Consider the following 21,604-nt stretch of genomic DNA (forward strand, 5'->3'; position numbering starts at 1 on the left):
ATGCTCATGCCACGCATAGGTAAACGGCGAACGGCGCCGTCCAGAACCCGCACCTACCGGGCCGCGGTGGCCGCCTCGGCCGCGGTGCTCTTGTTCGGTCCCACCGCGGTCTCCTCGGCCGCCCCCGACCCCGGTATCGGCCTGCCCGCCGACCTCGTCGCGGCCCTGAACCGCGATCTGCACATCTCCCCCGAGCAGTATCTGCAGCGCGCCGATACGGCGCAGCAGGTGGCCGCCTTCGCCACCACCGCGCAGCGGCAGTTCCCGCAGGTGTTCGCGGGCGCCTGGCTCGACGAACAGGGCAAGGGTGTGGTCGCTCTGGCTCCCGGGCCCGGCACCGAGGAAGCCCGTGGGGCCGCGGAGTCGACAGGTTTCGTCGTCCACAATGTCGCGAAGAGCGAGCAGACCCTGCGGGGCGAGAAGAGTGCCTTCGAGCGCTGGCTCGACGGCCAGCCGGCTGCCGTCTCCGCGCTCGTCCGCGGTGTCGTCATCGATACCGTCAACAACAGCATCGCGGTGCGCGTCGACCAGGCCGGCCTACCGATGCCGAACTTCATCGACCCGGCCCGGGTCATCGTCATGGCGCCGCCGGTCGCCGCGGAGACCCAGCCCGCCGCGGATATCGCCGAAGGTGACGCCGCAGCTCCCGTGGGTGGCGGCGACGGTTTCGCCTCCGTGGCCGGTGACGGCTCGCTGCGCTGCTCCTTCGGTTTCAACGGTATCGGCCCGGGCGGTAACACCGTGAACGTCACTGCCGGACACTGCAATCCGGACCTGGACAATATCGGCGCCGCCACCGTGCACGAATCCCTCGGCGGTAACCGGGTGGGCCCGAAGATCGCCACCTTCCAGAAATCGGTGCTCGGCAACCAGGACTACTCGATCCTCGATATCGAGGACGGCGCCGCGGGCCGCTTCGAGAACAACCAGGTCAAGGTTCCCTCGGCCGCTCCGGTTCCGATCGAAGGTGTGGCCACCCCGGTGGTCGGCGCGCCCGTCTGCAAGTCGGGTTCGCGAACCGGATTCAGCTGCGGTGTGGTGAATGCCGTCGATCAGACGGTCCAGGTCGGCGATCGCCAGCTCACCCAGAGCTTCTCCGCCAATATCTGCGCCCTGCCGGGTGACAGCGGCGGCCCGATCGTCACCGGACGCCTGGCCCTGGGTATCTCCAGCGCTTCCTCGGTGGCCGACTACCCGATCTGCGAAATCCCGAACATCCTGGGCGTGCTCACCGGTAACGCCCCGCAGTTGTTCGCCCAGCCGGTGAGCGTGGTGCTCTCCGACAACCCGGGCTTGCGTATCCGCACGAGCTAGGACCGTGCCGGATCCGGCACAGGGCAGGAGCGCGACGAGGCCGACAGCAGAAATGCTGTCGGCCTCGTCGTATATCGGCGACCGGATTACTCCCGCCGGAACTACTGACCACGAAGTCCCACCTGCGAACCGCCGCTACCGTGCCGCACGCCCCGCATGCATGGGCGGCACCGGGCAGCGCCCCCACTCGGCGCAGCAAAGTCGCGGGGAGCATCCGAACGGACATAGAGCATGCGAAGGGCCGGCAGCGTAATGCTGCCGGCCCTTCGTCTACGGGTTGTTGTTACTTCTCCCCCGGCGGTTTACCGCCGTTGGCCCATTTGCTCTGGCCGGGAGCGGCTTGCAGGGTCTGGACCAGGTCCATGGCCGCGATGCCGACCGCCGGGCCACCCACGGCGATCGTCCCGAGGATCCCGCCGATTCCCGCACCGGCGATAGCGGCCGGAATGCAGCCGACAGCCAGCAGCGGGAGTCCGAGGATGCATCCGACGACACCGCCGACCACGACACCGGCGGCCGTGCCGACGAAGCCGCCGACAGCGGTCGCGATGGAGAACTGTGTGGAGAACTCGTTCATCGCCATCTGGTTCTCGATCGGCGAGGCGATGGGCTTGGCGGTCAGGTTCACCGCCTGAACCGGCTGCGCTGTCCGAACGTCGGTCTTCTCCGGGGTCAGCTCCAGCACCGTGTCGTCGTGCTTCAGCACCGGCTTGACCGGAATCTCGGTGCCCTCCACACCGAGAGCGACCGGCCAGGACATAACGACTGCGCCGCTCTTGTCCTTGACCTGGACGAACTGCTCTTTTTCAGGTACCGCGCCCGGCTCGGCCGAGATTGGTGCCACCTCTTCCTCCGCAATGGCGAAGGTGCCCCCCTGCAGTGTGGTGACGACCGTCTTCTCCAAGAGCTGAACGGAGTAGTTGATCGGGGTCGGTGCTTCGGCTGCCGGGTCGGCGTGTGCCGTACCGAAACCCATGGCGAGTGAACCTGTGACCAGTGCTGCGACCACAGTAGATCTAGGGAGATTCATCCAATTCCAATCGGGTGTGGGGCGTGACGACTCTCCGCGAGGGGGCCGATGTAGACCGGACCCGTTTTCCTCCCCGAGCGTTGTGAGATGTCACGCTTCCTGATAGATCGCGCTGAGCGTAATCGAATGTGTTGGCAAAAGGCGAGATTCGTGTCCCAAACGTAAGAATCGGACCGAGTAAGCCTGGCCTTAGCGTGGTGGCCGACAGCAGGCCCTTTACGGTGTTCATCAGCCCGAACAGTTATGGGCAGCCAACTGAATGCAGTGACATTGATCACGGCCCGATTTATGCGGGAAAGCCCAGGCAGATGGGCCGGCAGCGCGCCGGCGATCGTACACTGGACACCGGTAGTTACCGGCGAGTAACTTACTGGCGGTTACGATACGACCCGGACGAGGTTACTCATCGTTCCTCGCACCTCGTGTTGCCTCGAAAGAAAGGTCGCGACATGAATGCCCTGACAGTGACGCTGGGCACTTTGGGAGCGGCGCTCAGCCTGCTGTGTTGGGCGTCGTTCTTCGGCGGCGTCCGCAATATCGTGCGCGCCATCATGGTCGGCCAGCCCGCACCCGACCGCTGGAAGCCCTTCTTCCCGCGGTTGAAGCAGATGCTGGTGGAGTTCCTCGCGCATACGCGGATGAACAAGTTCCGCACTGTCGGCTGGGCCCACTGGCTGGTGATGATCGGCTTCCTGGCCGGCATGATCCTGTTCTTCGAGGCATACGGCCAGACCTTCGATCCGGAGTTCCACTGGCCGATCATCGGCAATCTCGCCGTGTACCACCTGCTGGACGAGCTCCTGGGTATCGGCACGGTGGTCGGCATCGTCACGCTGATCGTGATCCGGCAGCTCAACCACCCGCGGGTGCCCGAGCGTCTTTCCCGATTCAGTGGCTCCGCGTTCGCGCCGGCCTACGTCATCGAGGCCATCGTGCTCATCGAGGGTCTCGGCATGGTGCTGGTGAAGGCGGGCAAGATCGCGACCTACGGGCACGCGAACGCGGCCACGGACTTCTTCACCATGCAGATCGCGAAGCTACTCCCGGTGAGCCCGGTGCTGGTCTCGATCTTCGCTTTCTTCAAGCTGATGTCCGGCAGCCTGTTCCTGTACCTGGTCGGCCGCAATCTCAACTGGGGTGTGGCCTGGCACCGGTTCTCCGCCTTCTTCAACATCTATTTCAAGCGTGAGGACGACGGCGGAGTCGCCCTGGGCGCCGCCAAGCCGATGATGTCCAAGGGCCGCGCCCTGGATATGGAGAACGTCGACCCCGATACCGACACTCTGGGTGCCGGCCGGATCGAGGACTTCTCCTGGAAGGGCTGGCTGGACTTCACCACCTGCACCGAATGCGGTCGCTGCCAGTCGCAGTGCCCGGCCTGGAACACCGGTAAACCGCTGTCGCCGAAACTGCTGATCATGTCGCTGCGCGACCACGGCTACGCCAAGGCGCCGTATCTGCTGGCCGGTGGCAGCACGGATGCCGGTGGCGACGAGATCGGCCTGGTCGACGCCGACGGTAAACCCGACGAGACGAAACTGGCCGCGATCTCCGAGGCCGCCCGCGCGGAAGCCGAGCGGCCGCTGGTCGGCGACGCCGAGGCGAACGGCATCATCGATCCCGAGGTGCTGTGGAGCTGCACCTCGTGCGGTGCCTGTGTCGAGCAGTGCCCGGTCGATATCGAACATGTCGACCACATCATCGATATGCGGCGCTATCAGGTGCTGATCGAATCGGAGTTCCCGTCCGAGCTCGCCGGGCTGTTCAAGAACCTGGAGAACAAGGGCAACCCGTGGGGCCAGAACGCCAAGGACCGGCTCAACTGGATCAACGAACTGGACTTCGATATCCCGGTGTTCGGTAAGGACGCCGACAGCTTCGACGGCTACGAATACCTGTTCTGGGTGGGCTGCGCCGGCGCCTACGAGGACCGCGCCAAGAAGACCACCAAGGCCGTCGCCGAACTCCTCGCGACCGCGGGCGTGAAGTACATGGTTCTCGGCCAGGAGGAAACCTGCACCGGCGATTCGGCCCGGCGCGCGGGTAACGAATTCCTGTTCCAGCAGCTCGCGATGCAGAACATCGAAACCCTGAATTCGGTATTCGACGGCGTGGAGCAGAAAAAGAAGAAGATCGTCGTCACCTGCGCGCACTGCTTCAACGCGCTCAACAACGAATACCCCCAGGTCGGCGGCAACTATGAGGTGGTGCACCACACTCAGCTGCTGAACCGGCTGGTGCGCGGTAAGCAGCTCGTTCCGGTGGCCTCGGTGTCGCAGAACGTCACCTACCACGACCCTTGCTTCCTGGGCCGGCACAACAAGGTCTACAACGCACCGCGTGAGCTGATGGCCGCCTCCGGGTCGAATCTGGTGGAAATGCCCCGCCACGGCGAACGTTCCATGTGCTGTGGCGCCGGCGGTGCCCGGATGTGGATGGAAGAGCAGCTGGGCAAGCGCATCAATATCGACCGCGTGGACGAGGCGCTCACCACCTCACCCGCCAAGATCGCCACCGGCTGCCCGTTCTGCCGCGTGATGCTCACCGACGGTGTCACCGCGCGCCAGGAGTCCGGTCAGGGCGAAGGTGTGGAGGTCGTCGACGTCGCGCAGCTGATGCTCGACTCGATCGAACGGGTCGACTCGGAGAAGCTCACCGCGAACCTCACGGTCATCCAGGAGCCCAAGGCCGAACCGGAACCGGAGCCTGAGCCCGAACCGGTCGCCGAAGCCGCGGCCCCGGCGGCCGAGAAGGCGGCCCCGAAGGGCGGCGGCCTGGCCATGAAGGGTCCGGCGAAGGCACCCGGTAAGGGACTCGGCATGAAGGGCGCCGCGAAGGCACCCGGGGCCAAAGCACCCGCCACCGAGGAAAGCACCGGCGAGACCGCCCCGGCCGCGCCTGCGACCAAGGGACTGGGGATGAAGGGCGCCGCCAAGGCACCCGGCGGCAAAGGTCTCGCAATGAAGGGCGCTGCCAAAGCTCCCGGCGCCAAGGCCGAATCCGCTCCGGCCGCCGAGAAGGACGAGGCTCCCGCCGCGCCTCCGGTGAAGGGCCTGGGCATGAAGGGCGCCGCCAAGGCACCCGGCGGCAAAGGTCTCGCCATGAAGGGCGCCGCGAAGGCCCCGGGCGCGAAAGCACCCGCCGCGCAGCCGGGGGCCGCGGCCGAAACCACCGAGACGGATTCCACCGCGGATTCGGCACCGACGGAGACCAAACCCACGGTCGCCGCGAAAGGCCTCGCGATGAAATCCGGGTTCAAACGCCCCGGCCCGAAGCCCCCGGGCGCCGAGACCTCTGCTCCGGCACCGGAATCGGCACCGGCAGCCGAAACTGCTCCGGCGGAGCCCGCCGCACCGGCCGAGGACCGAGCCACGGAAACCGAGCAGCCCACCGCGGCTGCACCGGCCGAGAGCAAACCGTCGAAACCGGCCAAGGGCCTGGCGATGAAGTCCGGGTTCAAGCGCCCGGGCCCGAAAGCGCCCGGCGCGCCTGCTGCCGACAAGCCGACACCCGCCGAAACGGCACCGGCCACCGAAACGGAGGAAGCGGCACCGGCCGCATCCGCTGCCGAGCCGGCCACCGAGGCCTCCGGATCGTCGGCCAACAGCACCGCGGGTAACGGGTCGGACGCGACGCCTCCGGCGGCCAAGCCGGGTGCCCTCGGATTCAAATCCGGCGCGAAGGCACCGGGCCGAAAGGGCTGACACCGAACACAACAGAACACATCGACGGGTCCGGCGAATGCCGGACCCGTCGCTATTTCCGCACATCCCGCACGGTGTCCGGTGGCGCGGCTATCGGCCCGTCCGGACGAATCCGTGTCGGTATGACAGGCCCCGAACATCGGCGAGTCCCCGGTCTGGCCAGGAGTGATCCGCACGAGTTCGGCTGTGCTCGCCGAATTTCCCGATTCTGCAGTGCCCGGAGGCACTGAGCGCTACCTTTCGTGGCGCCCGAACTGTCCTTTCCGGGCCCGATACCGCGACGAGTGGCGCAACCGGGACGCACTACTGCGTTCGCAGGGCATAGTTCGCAAGGTTTGTGTAGTGTCTCTGCAATCTGAAACAGTCATGAACAAGATAGAGGCGCAGTGATCGGTATCGATGGATGTCTGGAACGCATCATGGGCATCCCGGGGGCGCGCAGTGTGACTTTGGTCGACGGAGCGAGTGGACTGGCGATCGCCGGGGCCGGGCGTCATGACCTGGTCGACCAGCACGAGGACGCGGCCACCACAACCGATGTCGTGCGCGCCGTACTCGGCTGTCCGGCGCTCGCGACCGGCGCGGACGATGACGACATCACCGAGATCATCGTCTGCGGCAACGGGGGATACCACCTGATCGACCTGGTGCGTGGCGATTTCGAGGGCCGCCTGTTCGTGCACGCGCTGTTCGACGAGGATTCCGGCAACCTCGCGATGGCCCGGTTCCGGTTACGCGGCATCCTCGCGGACCTGACCGGAAGCGGCGATGAAGCGGCACCGGCCGGGGGCCGTCATGCGGTGGAACCGGCCGAGGACAGTCATGGGAACTGAGCTCGCGGACGAGCTGCGGCGCCTGGAAGACGAGGGGAGCACCGGCGTGCTGCACGCGGGCGACGGCGCCTTCCATCTCGCGGACGGCGCCATCGCCTCCGCCGAATGCCGCCGTACCACCGGGCTCGATCGGCTGGCCGCGGCGGCCGGAGTCGCCGGTGTCGAGGATTGGCAACGCGCTGTGGAGGGCGATCCCGGCCCTGTCCTGCGCCGGCCGTTGCTCGAGACTTTGGCGCTGCTTTCGGCTTTCGACGCCGCCTATTTCCTGCTGTCCACCTCGGACGTCGCCGAATTCCGGCCCGCGCCGCCGCATTGGCTGGCCCCGGTCTGCCGTATCCGGCCGCGATTACTGGTACGCGAATGCGCGCGGCGCGGCGACCCGGATTCCGGGCCGTGGCCGGCGCAGCTCGTGGATCGGGCGCCCGTGGTGCCGGTGCGCCGGGTACGACGGAGCCGGGTCGTACTCACCGGGGGTCAAGCCGAAGTGCTGGCCGCGGCGGATAACCGCCGCAGTATCACCGTTATCGCCCGCGACCTCGGGCGCACCGCGTACGGCTGCCTGGAGGCGGTCCGCGATCTCACCGCCGCGGGGTTGATCCAGCCGCCGGGGGACCGGCGTCCGCCGGCAACGCCACGGCCGGGCGCCGAGCCGGTCCTGCGCCGACGGGTGCCGCAGCCCGTGCCGGTACCCGATGACAGCGATTGGGAGCCGGTGGATCAGGCACTGCTCCTGCGGTTGCGCTCGGCGCTGGAGGAACTCGCGTGACGGCGCGCAGGAAACTGCTCGGCGATCTGAGGGGGAGGTTGACGAAGGTGCCGATACCCGAATCCGATCCGAATCCGGCGGTACACGCGGAGCTCACGGGGCTCCGAGATCGTGTGCCCGGACTGATCGGGACACTGGTGGCCTCCAGCGACGGCCTGCTGGTCACCCACGATCTACCCGGGCATATAGAACCCACCGGAATGGCGGCGCTCGCGGCGGCGCAACTGTCGCTATCGGACCGGCTGGCGGGTGTCGCGCACGGCGGCGGATTCCAGGAGGTCGTAGTGGACGGGACGCGTGGGCACGTCGTCATCTACGGCGCGGGCTGGGCATCGCTGACCGTCCTCGCGGAGCCGGACGTGAACATCGGCCGGTTGCATCTCGAATCACGTCCGGTGGCGCGCAATATCGCCGAACATCTGGCGGGCGCCGCCCGCGAACCCGGCAGTACCAACGGAAGACCCGGATAACCCATCGAAAGGAAACGCCTGTGTCCGATATGGATTCGGCTCTGAAGGAAATGATGTCGATCGACGGCGCCGTCGGCGCGGCCGTTGTCGACTACAACAGCGGTATGGCGCTGGGGATGCTCGGCAGCTCGAAAGATCTCGACCTCCACGTCGCCGCCGCCGGCAACACCGAGGTGGTCCGCGCGAAACTACGGACCATCGAACAGCTCGGCCTGCAGGAGGATATCGAGGACATCCTGATCACGCTGAGCTCCCAGTACCATCTCATCCGCCCGATGACCGGCCGGAAGTCGAAGGGCTTGTTCCTCTACCTCGCACTCGACCGCGGACGTGCGAATCTGGCTCTGGCCCGGCACAAGCTGCGCGGGATCGAAGAAGACCTCGAGGTGTGATCCGTCGAGTCCGCTGCCACTCGATGCACAACGGACCCGCTGCGCGCCCGGTGCTGGACCGAATCTCAGCTCTCCGGATGCCCCCGGGGTCAGCGCAGGATTGCTCCGTACACGTGCTGGACCGACAGCTTCATCAGCACTCGGCGGTCGGAGACCATGACCGATCGGTACTCGTCCCAGTCCGGATGCGCACCGGCCGCCTTGCGGTAGTAGTCGACGAGCGCCTCGACCTCGGGGCCATGCGGATCGGTACCCGGACCGGTCAACGTGACCGTGCCCTCGGCGGTGGCCCAGGCCCAGCCGTCGGCGCGGGTCACCTCCAGGGCAGCGCGCGGGTCGCGGCGCAGGTTGACAGTTTTGGCCCGGCCTTCGGTCATCGAGACGTAGATGACGTCGGCGTCGCGGTCGTAGTAGGGAGTCACCGGCGAGAGCTGGGGCAGGCCGTCCGACTTGATCGTGGCCAGAATGCCCAACCGGCTTTCGGCGAGCAGGGTGCGTGGATCGAACGAGGGGTTCGTCATACCCGAATCCAAGTCACCGGCCACGCCCGCTATTCCAGGCAGAACCGGGGAGGCGAAGAGGTGAATCGGGCTGCAGGCGAACCGGTAGGCCGTGCCGCGACGAGGCTCCCTCCGGGGTCGACACGAGTTTTCCGGGCACGGAGTCCGGCCCGACCGACTATCTCCGCCGGCGGATCAATGGTCCGGTCCACGAGCACCCACGCCCTGTGACCGCCGGATGCGCACAGGGCAGAGCAACGGCACCGATACGGCACCGAGCCGGGCATACTATTGCGCTATGTTCCTGCCGAACACCGGTCGCCCCGATCTCCCGGAGTACATGACCTGGGAAGAGCTCGAGCAGCTACCCGAGGAGATCGCCGAGAATATCGAGCTCTGGGACGGCCGGGTCATCTGGCTCAGGCGCGGGCCCAGCGAACATCAAACGTTTTCCCGCCGCCTGGCGAACGCATTCGAGCGCTGTACACGTAAGACAATGTCAGATGCACCCGAACAGTGCTGGCGGGTCGAGACCGAAACCGATGTCTTCCTCGGGAAAAACGGCAAATCAGATTTCCTGACACCCGACTTCTTGGTCTTCCGCTGCCTTGAAACTCCCTTCCAGGCTATTCGCGCCTCCGACACGCTCCTCGTAGGTGAAGTACTCTCGCCCTCCAACACGCAAACCGACATCGAAGCGAAGAAAGCGCGCTACGCGAGCGCAGGCATTCCCTGGTATTGGGAGGTGAGCCTGGCACAGGCGGCCAGCGCCATAGCCACGATCCGCTCCTACGGTCTGGAAACCGAGCCTGGGAAGTTGCCCGACGGAGTACGCCCATTGCGGCCGGCCAATTACCTGCTGACAGGTGAATGGACCGTCGCCGACGAAGACGGTGTCCGAATCGATTTCCCGTTCCCGATCACCATTCCGTGGACCGAGCTCGAGTACTGACCGCACCGGGCCGCGCGGTGATCCCCCTCTGGCGAGCCACCGCACGGCCCGGCACGGGTTTCCGCACCCCACTCGGGCACAGGTTGAGTGGGTGCGGTCCGATCAGGAACTCGTCAACGCGATATAGCGGGCGAGATGATCGGAGCTGGAACCGAATTCGTATTCGATGGCGGTGAGCCGTTTGAAATAATGGCCGATGGCCAATTCCTCGGTCATCCCCATCGCGCCGTGCAACTGCACCGAATTCTGGCCGATGAAACGGGTCGCGCGGCCGATCGTGACCTTCGCCGCCGATATGGCGCGCGCACGTTCGGCGGGTTCGGCGTCGAGCGCGTAGGCCGCCAGATAGGCGGCGGCGACGCTTTGCTCGAGTTCGATCAGCATATCGACCATGCGGTGTTGCAGCGCTTGGAAACTGCTGATCGGCACACCGAACTGCTGCCGCTGTTTGGTGTATTCGACCGTATCGTCGACGACCTTGCGCATCAGCCCGACCGCTTCCGAGGCCACCGCAGCGATGGCGGCGTCGACGGTGGCGTCGATGATCGGCCACGCCTGCCCCTCGGCACCGAGAAGCGCGTCGGCAGGGACGCAGAACCCGCTGAAGGTGATATCGGCGGCGACCCGGTCGTCGATGGTGCGGTACTGATGCGTTTCGATCCCGGCCGGCGGCGCCGACGGATCGAATTCCAGCAAGAACAGCGAAATTCCGTCCTGATCGCGGCGTTCTCCGGAAGTGCGCGCGGAGACGATCAGGTGGTTCGCGATCGGCAGGCTGGTGACCACGATCTTGGCGCCGTCCAGTACCCAGCTGTCACCGTCGCGGCGGGCGGTGACCGTCACGTCATGGCGCACCTCACCCGATTCCGGTTCGAGCGCGGCGAAGGCGATCCGTGCATTACCCTCGGCGATCCGCGCGAGCAGTGCCCGGGCCGGTTCACCGCCGGCGCGGCGCAACAGTCCGCCGCCGATCACCACGGTGTCGACGTAGGGTTCCACGACCAGGGCCCGGCCCAGTTCCTCGGCGATGATCATGGACTCGACGGGACCGCCGCCGGATCCGCCGGTCTCCTCGGGCAGGGTCAGGCCGAGAACGTCCAATTCGGCCAGACCGCGCCAGATCTCGGGCTGCCAGCCGAGCCCGGTTTTGACCGCGCCGCGGCTTTTTTCGAGGTCGTATCGGGCGGCGAGAAAACCGGCGACAGCGTCGCGCAGCATCTGCTGCTCATCGGTGAAGGTGAAGTCCATCAGAGCCCCAATGCTGCCTTGGCGAGGATATTTCGCTGGATTTCGTTACTGCCCGCGTAGATGGTTCCGGCGCGGTCGTTGAAGTAGCGCAGCGGTGCGACGGCCTGCCAGTCCTGGCCGCTGAGGTAACCGTCGGCCGGTGGGCTGTATTCGGCGATCGGGCCGCCGGGCGCGGTGGCGTGCGGCTGATAGACCCGGCCGCGCGGACCGGCCGCGGTGAGCGCGAGCTCGGTGAGCTGCTGACTGAGTTCGGTGGACAGAATCTTCAGCATCGACGACGAAGTCCCCAGATCCTTGCCCTGGGCCATGGCCGCGAGGGTCCGGAATTCGAAGACCTCGAGCACTTCGGTTCGAATCCGGGCGTCGGCGAGCTGGGCCGCGAAATGCGGATCGGCGCTCAGCGGCTTACCGTCGCGGCCCGGCTGGGTGGCCGCCGCCGTGGCGATGTTCTCGGCCATGGCCTGCAGAGCGGGCGCCATCGCGCCACCACCACGCTCATGGACCAGCAGGTACTTCGCGACGGTCCACCCGTCGTCGATCCGGCCGAGCACATTGCTCTTGGGAACCCGCACATTGTCGAAGAAGATCTGGTTCTGCACCTGCTCGCCGGAGCTCATGACCAGCGGCCGGATCTCGATACCGGGGGTGGTCATATCCATGAGCAGGAAGGTGATGCCCTGCTGTTTCTTGCCCTCACGGGAGGTGCGGACCAGGCAGAAGATCCAGTTCGCCTCGGTCGCGTGGGTGGTCCAGATCTTGCTGCCGGAGCAGAGGAAATCGTCGCCGTCGTCGACCGCGGCCATGGTGAGCGCGGCCAGGTCCGATCCGGCTTCCGGTTCGGAGTAGCCCTGGCAGAAGAACACCTCGCCGGTGAGGATGCGGGGCAGGAAGTAGTTCTTCTGCTCGTCGGTGCCGAACGCGATCAGCGCCGGGGCGACCATCCGGATACCCATCGGCGAGAGCGCGGGCGCGCCGGCCAGGGTGAGTTCACGGCTGAAGATGTAGTGCTGGGTCAGCGACCAGTCGCAGCCGCCGTACTCGACCGGCCACTGCGGCGCCGCCCAGCCCCGCTCGTGCAGGATGCGCTGCCATTCCAGGCTGGCTTCGTGGTCGGAGTAGACACTCGTCATCAACCGGCCCGCGGTGCTGATCTCGGGCGTCAGCTTCTCGGCCAGGAACGTCCGTACCTCGTCTCGGAAGGCCTTATCGGCCTCCGACCAGTCGTAATCCATACACGCTCCCGAAGGCTTCATGCGTCGTCGCAGCAGGTCCGGCGACTACCGGTGCTAGAGGGAATGTAGCCAGTTCTCTCTCATCGCGTCAAACTGAAGGCACATGCCCTCACAGTTTCGGAAAGATTCCGGTCCGCTATCCGCAGTCCTCGAAAACCGCCTTCGCGTACCCCGCCGATTGGTACACGTAGTCGTAGGCCCAGCGCGGCAGCGCGAGGTCCGGGCGCGTGTCCACGAACAGGGTCTGCCCCTCCCAGCATTTGCCGAGGACGTAACGCGCCCGCGAGATATGCGGGGTGAACGTGACCACGATGACCCGATCCCAGCCGTGCTCGCGGGCCTGATCTGCCAGGTACCGGCCCTCACCCCGGGTGGTCCGCGGCGACGGATCGAAACACACCACATCGAAGCTGTAGCCGCCGTGACAGATCCGATTGATCAGCGGACTGTCCTGGTAGGGGTTGGAGATCAGCACCCGCGGCGCGTAACCCGCACGCGCCAGCTGCAGCCCCAGCGCCTCCCGGCCGTCGTGCGCCCCGCCGAGCACCAGGATCGCGTCGGCGGGCGCGGGATCCTCACGTTGCGGCCGGACGTAGACCGGCCACAGCGCCAGCACGAGCGCCACAACGACCACCATCCCGGCGGCGAGGGTCAGTGGGCGGCGCACCGCCGCGATACTAATGGGCGCGACCGGGTCCGGGCAGCGGCCGAGCCGCCGGAGCCGAAACTTTCGGCGCAGCGTCTTCGCCCAGGTCGGCGACCCATGTCGTCCGGTGTACACCTGCTGTTGCCCGGCACCTCGCCCCAGTTTTCCGGTGGGGCCACCGGTGCGGATTACCAATCGATTATGCGATGCACAGTCTTCGGAACCGGGTACCTGGGGGCCACGCACGCGGCGTGCATGGCCGAGCTCGGCCACGATGTACTCGGAGTCGATACCGACCCGGGCAAGGTCGCGAAACTATCCGACGGAGTCACACCCTTCTACGAACCGGGCCTCGAGGCGGTACTGCGCCGCAATCTGGACTCGGGCCGGCTCAGGTTCACCACGTCCTACGCCGAGGCCGCCGACCATGCCGATATGCATTTTCTCGGCGTGGGCACCCCGCAGAAAAAGGGTGAGTACGCCGCGGATCTCAAATATGTCCACGCCGTGGTGGATACGCTCGCCCCCCTGGTCACCCGCCCCTGTGTGATCATCGGCAAATCGACGGTTCCGGTAGGTACCGCCGCCGCTCTCGGCGAGCGTGCCCGCGCCCTGAGCTCGGTGGATATCGAGGTGGCCTGGAACCCCGAGTTCCTGCGCGAAGGTTACGCGGTGCGCGATACTCTGCGCCCGGACCGCCTGGTGCTGGGTGTGGACGACACCCGGCCGCGGTCGGTGTGGGTCCGCGAACTGGTCGAGGAGCTCTACGCCGATCTGCTCGCCGCCGAGGTCCCGTTCCTGCGTACCGATCTCGCCACCGCGGAGCTGGTCAAGGTATCGGCGAACGCTTTCCTGGCGACGAAGATCTCGTTCATCAACGCCGTCTCCGAGGTATGCGAAGCCACCGGAGCGGATGTCACCGTGCTGGCCGACGCGCTCGGATACGACGCGCGCATCGGCCGGCGGTTCCTCAATGCGGGCGTCGGCTTCGGCGGTGGCTGCCTGCCCAAGGACATCCGGGCATTCATGGCGCGGGCGGGCGAATTGGGCGCCGACCACGCCCTGGCATTCCTCCGCGAAGTCGACAACATCAATATGCGCCGCCGCGCCAAGATCGTGGATATGGCGGCCCGCGCCTGCGGTGGATCACTACTCGGCGCGAATATCGCCGTGCTCGGCGCGGCATTCAAACCCGAATCCGACGATGTCCGGGATTCCCCCGCGCTCAATGTGGCCGGAATGATCCAGCTACACGGTGCCGTTGTCACCGTCTACGATCCGAAAGCCCTGGAGAATTCCCGCCGGGTATTTCCCACCCTGAGTTACGCGACCTCGATACAGGAAGCCTGCGAACGCGCCGACGTGGTACTGGTATTGACCGAATGGAAAGAATTCATCGAGCTCCGTCCGCAGGACCTGGAATCAGTTGTCCGAGCCCGTTCTGTCATCGACGGCCGTAATTGTCTCGACAAGGCCGCCTGGCGGAGTGCCGGATGGGTGTACGCGGGGCTGGGCACCCCGTAGAGTCGGACGGGCGAGCCCGGCGTGCGGCATCGGTTCCTGCCTCCCGCAACGACAGGACCGGGCGGTACTGTCGAAGGAGCCGCCTGATTCGGGGGATGAACCGTCACCATCGACAGGCCGGCGCTCGCATCTTGTAAGCGGGAAGTATGGATGGGCTGCCGATGAGTTCAGCACTGGGAGTGTCGGTGGGGGCCGGCGCGATCCGCCTGGCGCGCCCACCGGCGGGCGCGGCGCCCTGCGTCGAACCCGAATCGTTCGAATTGCGCACCTTCGTGGTGCCGCCGGAAACGCCGAGCGCGCAGCGTGCCGCGCTCTCGGTCGCGGCAGCTCTGAACTCCGACCCCGCCATCACCGGCACCGTCCTGGCCTGCCGGGACGAACAGCAGGCCCGGGCCCTGCACGCCGCACTGACCGAGCACGGGCTGCACAATTGCGAGCTCGTGCCCGATATCGACGCCGTGCTCGAATTCGCCGTGACCTCCGGCGCACTCAAAGACGTGAACACGCTCGCGATCTACGACCTCGGCGCCTCCGGCCTCTCGGTGACCGTGGTCGATGTGCCGAGCCGCAAGGTCCGGCACACCGAACGCACCGGCGATATCAGCGGCGAATACTTCGACTCACTGATCCGCGAACAGCAGATCAACTCCGGCCGGATCGCCCATCCGCCCGATCCGGGCGGTCTGGTCGAACTGGACGCGCTGTGCCGGGCAGCCAAGGAACGGCTCTCCGGTAGCAACGCGGTCGCCCTGCCCAGCAGCTACGGTCCGGTACTGCTCACCCAGGAGAACTTCACCGCCCTGATCGCCCGGGCAGTCGAGACCTCGGCGCGCGCGACCCGCGATGTCATCGGACGTTCGGGCCGGCCGGTGCAGGCGGTGCTCGCGGTAGGCGGGGGCGCGCGTATCCCGCTGGTCAGCCAGTCGCTCCGAGACGCCCTGGAAATGCCCGTTCTGGTACCGCCGGAGCCGGAAACCGCGACCGCGCGCGGCGCCGCGCTGCTGGCCCGCAAGGTGCCCGCGCCGCGGGTCGCCGAGGAGCCCGCGCCGGCAACGGATCCGGCCCCACGAACCGTGCCACACCAGCAGGTTCCCGCAACCCCCGCCACCGGCCCTGTTCCGGCGCACCCCGGCCCAACCGCCACGCAGCCCGGCACGTCCTCCACGGAAACCAGGTATTCCGAACCGATTCCCACGCACCCGGGCAAGCCCGCTACAAGCCCCACGCAGCCCGGGGCGGGTCCCGCACACCCCGGCACGAACACCGGATACACCACACATCCCGGTTCTTTTTCCTCACCTCCCCAAGCTTCCTCACCTCCCCAAGCGCCCACGGCCTACCCGGGCACGGCGGCCGCGCAACCAGGCCCGAGCGGCTCAGCGGAGACCGCGGCCGGCGGGCAGCAGAACACCGTCCATTCGCGACCCGATCTTCCGATGCCGCAACCGGGTATCTTCGGCCCGCCGACCGGCACGGAGCCCCCGCCCCCGAGGCCCGGGCCCACCGGACCGGGGCGCGCGGCCGCGAATTCGGCGCCCGATCGAACGAGCTCGGGCGCCGTCCGCGATCCGAACAACCCGGCCGAATCGTCGCCCGCGCTACCGCGCCCGATCAGCACCCCGGTACCGCGACTCACCCCGGAGGAGGATCCACCGACCGTCGCACTGCGGATACCGGCCAAACTATTACCGCGACGCTCGTTCGGCGAACCGCCGCAACGCCGCAACCGCGAGATCAACGCGGCGGTGGTCGCGGTGAGTGCCCTGGTGGTGGTTGCCGCGATCGGAATCGGCCTCGGCTACGGCCAGCAGATATTCAGTAAGGACTCGGCCGCCGTCGAGAGCACATCCAAACCACCCCCCACCGCGACGAGCACACCTACCGCTGCCCCCGGTACCGCGGGAGCGACGGCCACGACAGCACCGGAGCACGCATCGCTGGCCGAACCGCCGCCGGTGGTCGTCGAGCCCGAGCCCGATACGCCACCGCCGACCACCATCGGGCCGAATACTCTTCAGGTTCCGGGCCTGCCACCGATCGTTGTACCGACCCTCCCGGCGCCGGCGCTGCTTTTTCCCGATCCGGCCCACTGACCGGTCAACGGTCTCCGTAGCCCGGCTCGGATCGCCTGCCCGGAATCGGACCGCCGAGCCGCTGCTGCGGGTTCCACGGCCGCTGCGGTCCGGGTTGCTGAGTTCTGGGCTGCTGAGGTCCGGGTTGTTGCGGCCCGGACCGCGGCGACCCGGGTTGTCGTGGGCTCGAACCTGTTCGAGGGCCCGGCCGCTGATCACCGGGACCGGGGCGGCGGACCCTGGGCTGCTCCCCGGTTGTCGGCCACGGCTCGCGGTCACGGCCCGCCCGGGCACGAGCACCGGCACCGCTTTCCGACCGCGCCACCGATCGGTGACTACCCGTATCCGCGTGCCGGCCGGCCCCCGGACGGCGCACGGGCGCAACCGGTTTCGGTGAACCGAACGGCCGCGCGAGCATAACCGCGATCCCCGTGGTCAGCGGGACCGAGAGCGCCAGGCAGATACCGCCGACCGCCGACCGCGCGATTTCGATCGCCACCGCGTCGCCCACCAGCACATCGCGGATCGGCCGGCCGGCCACACTGAACAGCAGCAGCAGCGGCAGCGCACCGCCCGCGTACGCGAGCACCAGTGTGTACACCGTGCTGGCGATATGGTCGCGCCCGACCCGCATCGCCGCCGCGAAAATCTCCCCCCGCGAAGCGTCCTTGTCCAATTCGGCCAGTTCGAAAGCGGCCGACGCCTGGGTGATGGTCACATCGTTGAGTACACCCAGCGAACCGATGATGAAGCCGGCGAGCAGCAATCCGGTGATGCTGACGTGTTCGATATAGGTGGCCACATTGGTGTTCTGCTCCTCGGACAGTCCGGTGAGCGTCGTCGCGTCGATGACCAGCCAGGACAGCACCGCCGCGACGACCATCGATGTCAGTGTCCCCAGCAAGGCGGAACTGGTCCGCAGGTTCACCCCGTGGGCCAGATACAGCACCGAATACAAGATCAGCGAACCGGCCACCATCGCAACCGGTATCGCCGGTTTGCCGTCCAGCAACGCCGGTAACAGGAAGACCACCAGGACCGCGAAAGCGAAAACCAGCCCGATCAGCGCCCGGAGACCGCGCCAGCGGGCGATAGCGACGATCACCACCACGAAGACCAGCACGATGACACTGAGCGGGAACCCGCGGGAGTAGTCGTCGAACGAGTACAGCGGCGTACCGTCCGGGCCGGCCTGCCGGACGATGCGCACTTCGTCGCCGGCGGCCAGATCGGGTTGCCCGGGCCCCGGTGCGATCTCCAGCAGGGTGTGTTTTCCCGCGTGCGGCCCGGACTCGATGGCGATCAAACTGCGCTGGCAGTCGTATACCTGCGCTGGCGGCGGGGTGGGTTCGCCGTCGAAAACCCGGCCGATGGACGAGCTCCCACACGCCCCGAGGTCCTGCCGGATCACGGTGCCGGCCTCGGTGACCACCGCCGACCCATCCGCATTCTGCATCGGCAACGGAATATCGATCTGCTGCCGGTCGGGCCACAGCGCGATCGTGGCGATGACCACGGCGATACCGATCGCGACCAGGAGTCCGACCACGACACGGGCGGCGGAGGCGCCGATGGCGATCGGCCGAGAGTGATCGTGGTGGTGATGGTGGTCGCTCACCCGGCACAGCCTAGAGGATTCGCATAGCGGCGCTACGGCCCGATGACAGGCTCCACGCTGGGAATTCGGTGATTTGCCGGGAACTCGGGAAGGGGCGGCGGAGAGCAGGGGGATGTCTCCGCCGCCCGGGGGCAGGCGCCCAGGGGGGGTAGGCGGCCTAACCCGAGGACCAGGTTGCCCAGGGGGGGTAGACAACCTGGCCGGGCACTCGAAGTGCCGACGCCCACTGTACACACACGATCCTCTTTTGTGCCAGTGGGTTCAGAAAATTGCCCGGAATCCGGACGAAAGGTCTGTTTTAACCCAGAGTTGGCCGCCCCGCTACTGACGGTAGCCCGCCAGGAAGTTGCCGAAACGCTCGATGGCAACCGCCAGATCGCGGGCCCAGGGCAGGGTTACGATGCGGAGATGATCATGATCGGGCCAGTTGAAACCGGTGCCCTGCACCATCAGGATCTTCTCCTGTAGCAGCAGGTCCTGAACCAGTTTCTCGTCGTCGTGGATTTCGTGGACTTCGGGGTCCAGCCTAGGGAACGCATACAGTGCCCCTTTGGGTTTCACACACGACACGCCGGGGATCGCATTCAACCGCTCCCACGCAACATCCCGCTGCTCGAGCAACCGCCCACCCGGCAGGATCAGATCATCGATGCTCTGATACCCACCCAACGCGACCTGGATGGCATGCTGCGCGGGCACATTCGGGCACAGTCGCGAGGATGCGAGCAGATCGATCCCCTCGAGGAACCCCGCCGCGTGCTCCTTCGGACCCGTTATCGCCAGCCACCCCGACCGATAGCCCGCTACCCGGTACGCCTTGGACAGACCGTTGAACGTGAGACACAACAGATCGGGGGCGAGGGTCGCCAGTGAAATATGTTTGGCGTCGTCGTAGAGGATCTTGTCGTAGATCTCGTCGGCGAGCAGCAGCAGCCGATGCTTACGAGCCAGGTCCACCAGCTGCTGCAGAACCTCCGCCGAATACACGGCACCGGTCGGATTGTTGGGGTTGATCACCAGCAGGGCCTTGGTCCGGTCGGTGATCTTCGCCTCGATATCGGCGATATCGGGCTGCCAGCCGATGGTCTCGTCGCAGAGGTAGTGCACCGGGGTGCCGCCGGCCAGGCTGGTCATGGCGGTCCAGAGCGGATAGTCCGGCGCCGGGATCAGTACCTCGTCGCCGTTGTCGAGCAGCGCCTGCATGGTGATGGTGATCAGCTCGGAGACGCCGTTGCCCAGGTAGACCGAATCGACGTCCAGCTCCGGGAACCCCGGTACCAGCTCGTAGCGGGTGGCGATCGCCCGCCGCGCGGACAGTATCCCCTTCGACTCGGAATACCCCTGCGCTGTCGGCAGGGCGGCGATCATATCCCGCATGATCACATCGGGGGCCTCGAACCCGAACGGCGCGGGATTGCCGATATTGAGCTTCAGGATCCGGTGACCTTCTGCCTCCAGCCGTGCCGCATGTGCGTGTACCGGTCCACGGATCTCGTAGACGACGTTCTGCAGCTTCTTCGACTGCTCCAGAATCCGGGGCGTGGGATGCGAATGGCCAGTACTCACCCGGTCCATGGTGCCACCAGGGGCAAGCGGATATCCGGCCCGGCCCCGGGGCGTGCTTGTACCGTTACCCCTCAACCGAGGCAGCTCCGGAGCCGGGGGTGCGCCTGATCGGCGCAGCCCGCGCACGGCCGGAGCGGAGGCGGAGGTACGCCCTATTCGATGCCCGGCGGGAGGCTGCGGGTGGCTGTCGACCCGCAGAATTCCTCGATCCGCTCGTCCAGGGCCCTCGCCTGGGCCACCCCCTGGAAGGCCGGGGCGCAGATCCGCCGGCGCACGCCGGTGAGCCGCTCCTCCAATTGCGCGATGCGCTTGTCCTCGGCCAGTTCGAGCACCGGTGACAGCGCCGCGGCGGCGCCGTCGAGGCTGCCGTTTATCAGGTGCGCGGCCGCCGAATCGACCCGCGCCAGCGCTTCGGCACCGTACGAGCGCTGCCGCGCGGGGCCCGTCCGATACAGCTCGATGGTGCGTTCCGTAGCGGCCAGGGCCGGTACCGCCAATCCGAGATGGATATATGTCGCGCCCGAGTAGTAGCTGGCCTTGGCCTCGGAGAAACCGAACACCCCGCCGACTTCGTCGTGCAGGCTGTCTGTGGCGGCACGTTCGCTCGCGTCGGCGGCGGCGCGAATACAACGTTCGGTATCGGCGGCGCTGCCGATCTTCGACCAGATCCGCGCCTCGATATTGTGCAACCGGACCGCGGCGGTGGCCGACTCCGCGTACTGCTGTCCGCTCTGCGCCAGCGCCAGCGCGCGATGCGGCCGTTCCGACCAGTATTCGATCAGCGCGTGCATCCCCCGCGCCCACGCTCGCAACCCGTTGTGACCGGATATCTCCCCATACGCCCACGCCGCCCGGATCTGCTCGGCGGCGGCGTCCAGGTAGCCCAGGTCGGTACTCGCATTGGCGAGCAACCCCGACAGCGAGCCCGCCAGCAGATATAGGTGACTGGTATCGGACGGTCGCTGATGCCCCTCCAGCAGCCGGTAGACCCGGCGCCGCACCCGCAGCATCTCCACCATCATCGGCATCGGCGGGGTGTGCACATAGTCGTTCGCGATCCGGGTGACGTCCGCATCGAGCTGGTCCAGCGTGCTGGGACCGATATTCGTACCTTCGGCCCGGCCGGCGTGATCGCTCGCCTCGTGTGCTGCCGCCATGATCAGATCCCTCTCCGAAATCGCCGCCGCCCCGTCCCCACGGACCGCACCGCTGTCTATCAGGGCCAGGAGTTCGGCGTCATTGGAATAACTGCCGTGCACCGTGGAATGCCCAGCGGTCGCGTCGGGGGAAACAACAGGGTCGGGGGCGGTCAGAGCGGCGAAGCGGCCCCGCTCGACGTCATCGGATCGGGCCAGACAGGTATCGAGGGCAGCCTGGTTCACCGGACGCGGATGTACCCGGTCGCCCCCGGCCTCCCATTTGGACACCAGTCGTTCGTGCACACCCAGATATGCCGCGAACTCCCGGATGCTCATCCGTTTGGCCTCGCGAAGCGCCCGAGCCTCCTTTCCAGACCACTGGCCGACCACGTTGTCACCCTTTCCGAACGATTTCCTCCCCAGAGTACGAGCCGAATGTGACTGCAACCACAAAGAAATCGTCCAGCGGGCCGAATGGCAGCGCAAGGGCAGTGGAGGGTGAGCGTGTAGGCGGTTCCGGCACGCGGGCGCACGCGGGATCCTGGAACGACAGGTCAGCGCGACCGCCACCGGCCGTGGCTCGGCACGCCAGGAGGCT

16 protein-coding genes and 1 pseudogene are annotated in these 21,604 nt (G+C 66.9%); 9 read left to right on the forward strand and 8 right to left on the reverse strand.

Annotated elements, in window-relative coordinates; genetic code table 11:
• Positions 1–6 precede the first annotated feature (6 nt).
• A complete protein-coding gene (locus ABZ827_RS24735) occupies positions 7–1,314 on the forward strand; it encodes a S1 family peptidase (RefSeq protein WP_357241132.1) in 1,308 nt (435 codons plus the stop codon).
• Positions 1,315–1,597: 283 nt separating this feature from the next.
• Here the strand turns inward: ABZ827_RS24735 and ABZ827_RS24740 are convergent, their stop codons facing one another.
• Positions 1,598–2,290, reverse strand: coding sequence for a hypothetical protein (locus ABZ827_RS24740; RefSeq protein WP_357241015.1), 693 nt, complete (start codon positions 2,288–2,290; stop codon positions 1,598–1,600).
• Positions 2,291–2,793: 503 nt separating this feature from the next.
• Between ABZ827_RS24740 and ABZ827_RS24745 the strand changes: the two genes are divergently transcribed.
• The 5 genes from ABZ827_RS24745 to ABZ827_RS24765 all read left to right on the forward strand — a co-directional run bounded on the left by ABZ827_RS24745 (position 2,794) and on the right by ABZ827_RS24765 (position 8,509).
• Positions 2,794–6,048: a heterodisulfide reductase-related iron-sulfur binding cluster gene (locus ABZ827_RS24745; protein WP_357241018.1), complete on the forward strand. Its 3,255-nt coding sequence runs from the start codon at positions 2,794–2,796 to the stop codon at positions 6,046–6,048.
• A 386-nt stretch (positions 6,049–6,434) separates the two neighbouring features.
• Positions 6,435–6,881, forward strand: coding sequence for a hypothetical protein (locus ABZ827_RS24750; protein ID WP_357241021.1), 447 nt, complete (start codon positions 6,435–6,437; stop codon positions 6,879–6,881).
• A complete protein-coding gene (locus ABZ827_RS24755) occupies positions 6,871–7,647 on the forward strand; it encodes a hypothetical protein (protein ID WP_357241024.1) in 777 nt (258 codons plus the stop codon). The genes ABZ827_RS24750 and ABZ827_RS24755 overlap by 11 nt, the downstream gene beginning before the upstream one ends.
• Positions 7,644–8,117 carry a roadblock/LC7 domain-containing protein gene (locus tag ABZ827_RS24760; RefSeq protein WP_357241027.1) on the forward strand — a complete coding sequence of 158 codons (474 nt, stop codon included), beginning with the start codon at positions 7,644–7,646 and terminating at the stop codon, positions 8,115–8,117. Before ABZ827_RS24755 ends, ABZ827_RS24760 begins: the two co-directional genes overlap by 4 nt.
• 20 nt (positions 8,118–8,137) lie before the next feature.
• Complete coding sequence (locus ABZ827_RS24765; RefSeq protein WP_357241029.1) at positions 8,138–8,509, forward strand: hypothetical protein; 372 nt, start codon at positions 8,138–8,140, stop codon at positions 8,507–8,509.
• An 89-nt stretch (positions 8,510–8,598) separates the two neighbouring features.
• On the opposite strand, the gene ABZ827_RS24770 is transcribed toward ABZ827_RS24765, so the two are convergent.
• Entirely contained in the window at positions 8,599–9,030 is a 432-nt protein-coding gene (locus ABZ827_RS24770) for a PPOX class F420-dependent oxidoreductase (RefSeq protein WP_357241032.1), read from the reverse strand.
• Between the two features lie 277 nt (positions 9,031–9,307).
• Here ABZ827_RS24770 and ABZ827_RS24775 point away from each other — a divergent pair, with 277 nt between their 5' ends.
• Positions 9,308–9,961: a Uma2 family endonuclease gene (locus tag ABZ827_RS24775; protein WP_357241035.1), complete on the forward strand. Its 654-nt coding sequence runs from the start codon at positions 9,308–9,310 to the stop codon at positions 9,959–9,961.
• A 102-nt stretch (positions 9,962–10,063) separates the two neighbouring features.
• On the opposite strand, the gene ABZ827_RS24780 is transcribed toward ABZ827_RS24775, so the two are convergent.
• The 3 genes from ABZ827_RS24780 to ABZ827_RS24790 form a co-directional block, all read right to left on the reverse strand.
• Complete coding sequence (locus tag ABZ827_RS24780; RefSeq protein ID WP_357241038.1) at positions 10,064–11,209, reverse strand: acyl-CoA dehydrogenase family protein; 1,146 nt, start codon at positions 11,207–11,209, stop codon at positions 10,064–10,066.
• On the reverse strand, positions 11,209–12,441 hold the full coding sequence (locus ABZ827_RS24785; RefSeq protein ID WP_357241041.1) for an acyl-CoA dehydrogenase family protein: 1,233 nt from the start codon (positions 12,439–12,441) through the stop codon (positions 11,209–11,211). Before ABZ827_RS24785 ends, ABZ827_RS24780 begins: the two co-directional genes overlap by 1 nt.
• A gap of 136 nt (positions 12,442–12,577) precedes the next feature.
• The gene (locus tag ABZ827_RS24790) at positions 12,578–13,108 is read right to left on the reverse strand and encodes a YdcF family protein (RefSeq protein WP_357241044.1); all 531 of its coding nucleotides are present in this window, start codon (positions 13,106–13,108) and stop codon (positions 12,578–12,580) included.
• Positions 13,109–13,288: 180 nt separating this feature from the next.
• Here ABZ827_RS24790 and ABZ827_RS24795 point away from each other — a divergent pair, with 180 nt between their 5' ends.
• The gene (locus ABZ827_RS24795; RefSeq protein ID WP_357241046.1) at positions 13,289–14,611 is read left to right on the forward strand and encodes a UDP-glucose/GDP-mannose dehydrogenase family protein; all 1,323 of its coding nucleotides are present in this window, start codon (positions 13,289–13,291) and stop codon (positions 14,609–14,611) included.
• Positions 14,612–14,772: 161 nt separating this feature from the next.
• Positions 14,773–16,704, forward strand: a complete 1,932-nt coding sequence (locus ABZ827_RS24800; RefSeq protein WP_357241049.1) for an Hsp70 family protein — start codon at positions 14,773–14,775, stop codon at positions 16,702–16,704.
• Positions 16,705–17,077: 373 nt separating this feature from the next.
• On the opposite strand, the pseudogene ABZ827_RS24805 reads toward ABZ827_RS24800, so the two are convergent.
• The 3 genes and pseudogenes from ABZ827_RS24805 to ABZ827_RS24815 all read right to left on the reverse strand — a co-directional run.
• Positions 17,078–18,301 (reverse strand): annotated as a pseudogene (locus tag ABZ827_RS24805) (YibE/F family protein); the annotation flags it as partial.
• 321 nt (positions 18,302–18,622) lie between these two features.
• Positions 18,623–19,867, reverse strand: coding sequence for a pyridoxal phosphate-dependent aminotransferase (locus ABZ827_RS24810; RefSeq protein WP_357241052.1), 1,245 nt, complete (start codon positions 19,865–19,867; stop codon positions 18,623–18,625).
• 152 nt (positions 19,868–20,019) lie between these two features.
• On the reverse strand, positions 20,020–21,396 hold the full coding sequence (locus ABZ827_RS24815; protein ID WP_357241054.1) for a helix-turn-helix domain-containing protein: 1,377 nt from the start codon (positions 21,394–21,396) through the stop codon (positions 20,020–20,022).
• Positions 21,397–21,604: the final 208 nt, after the last annotated feature.

The sequence above is a fragment of the Nocardia sp. NPDC019395 genome (genome assembly GCF_040632335.1).
GTDB lineage: Bacteria > Actinomycetota > Actinomycetes > Mycobacteriales > Mycobacteriaceae > Nocardia.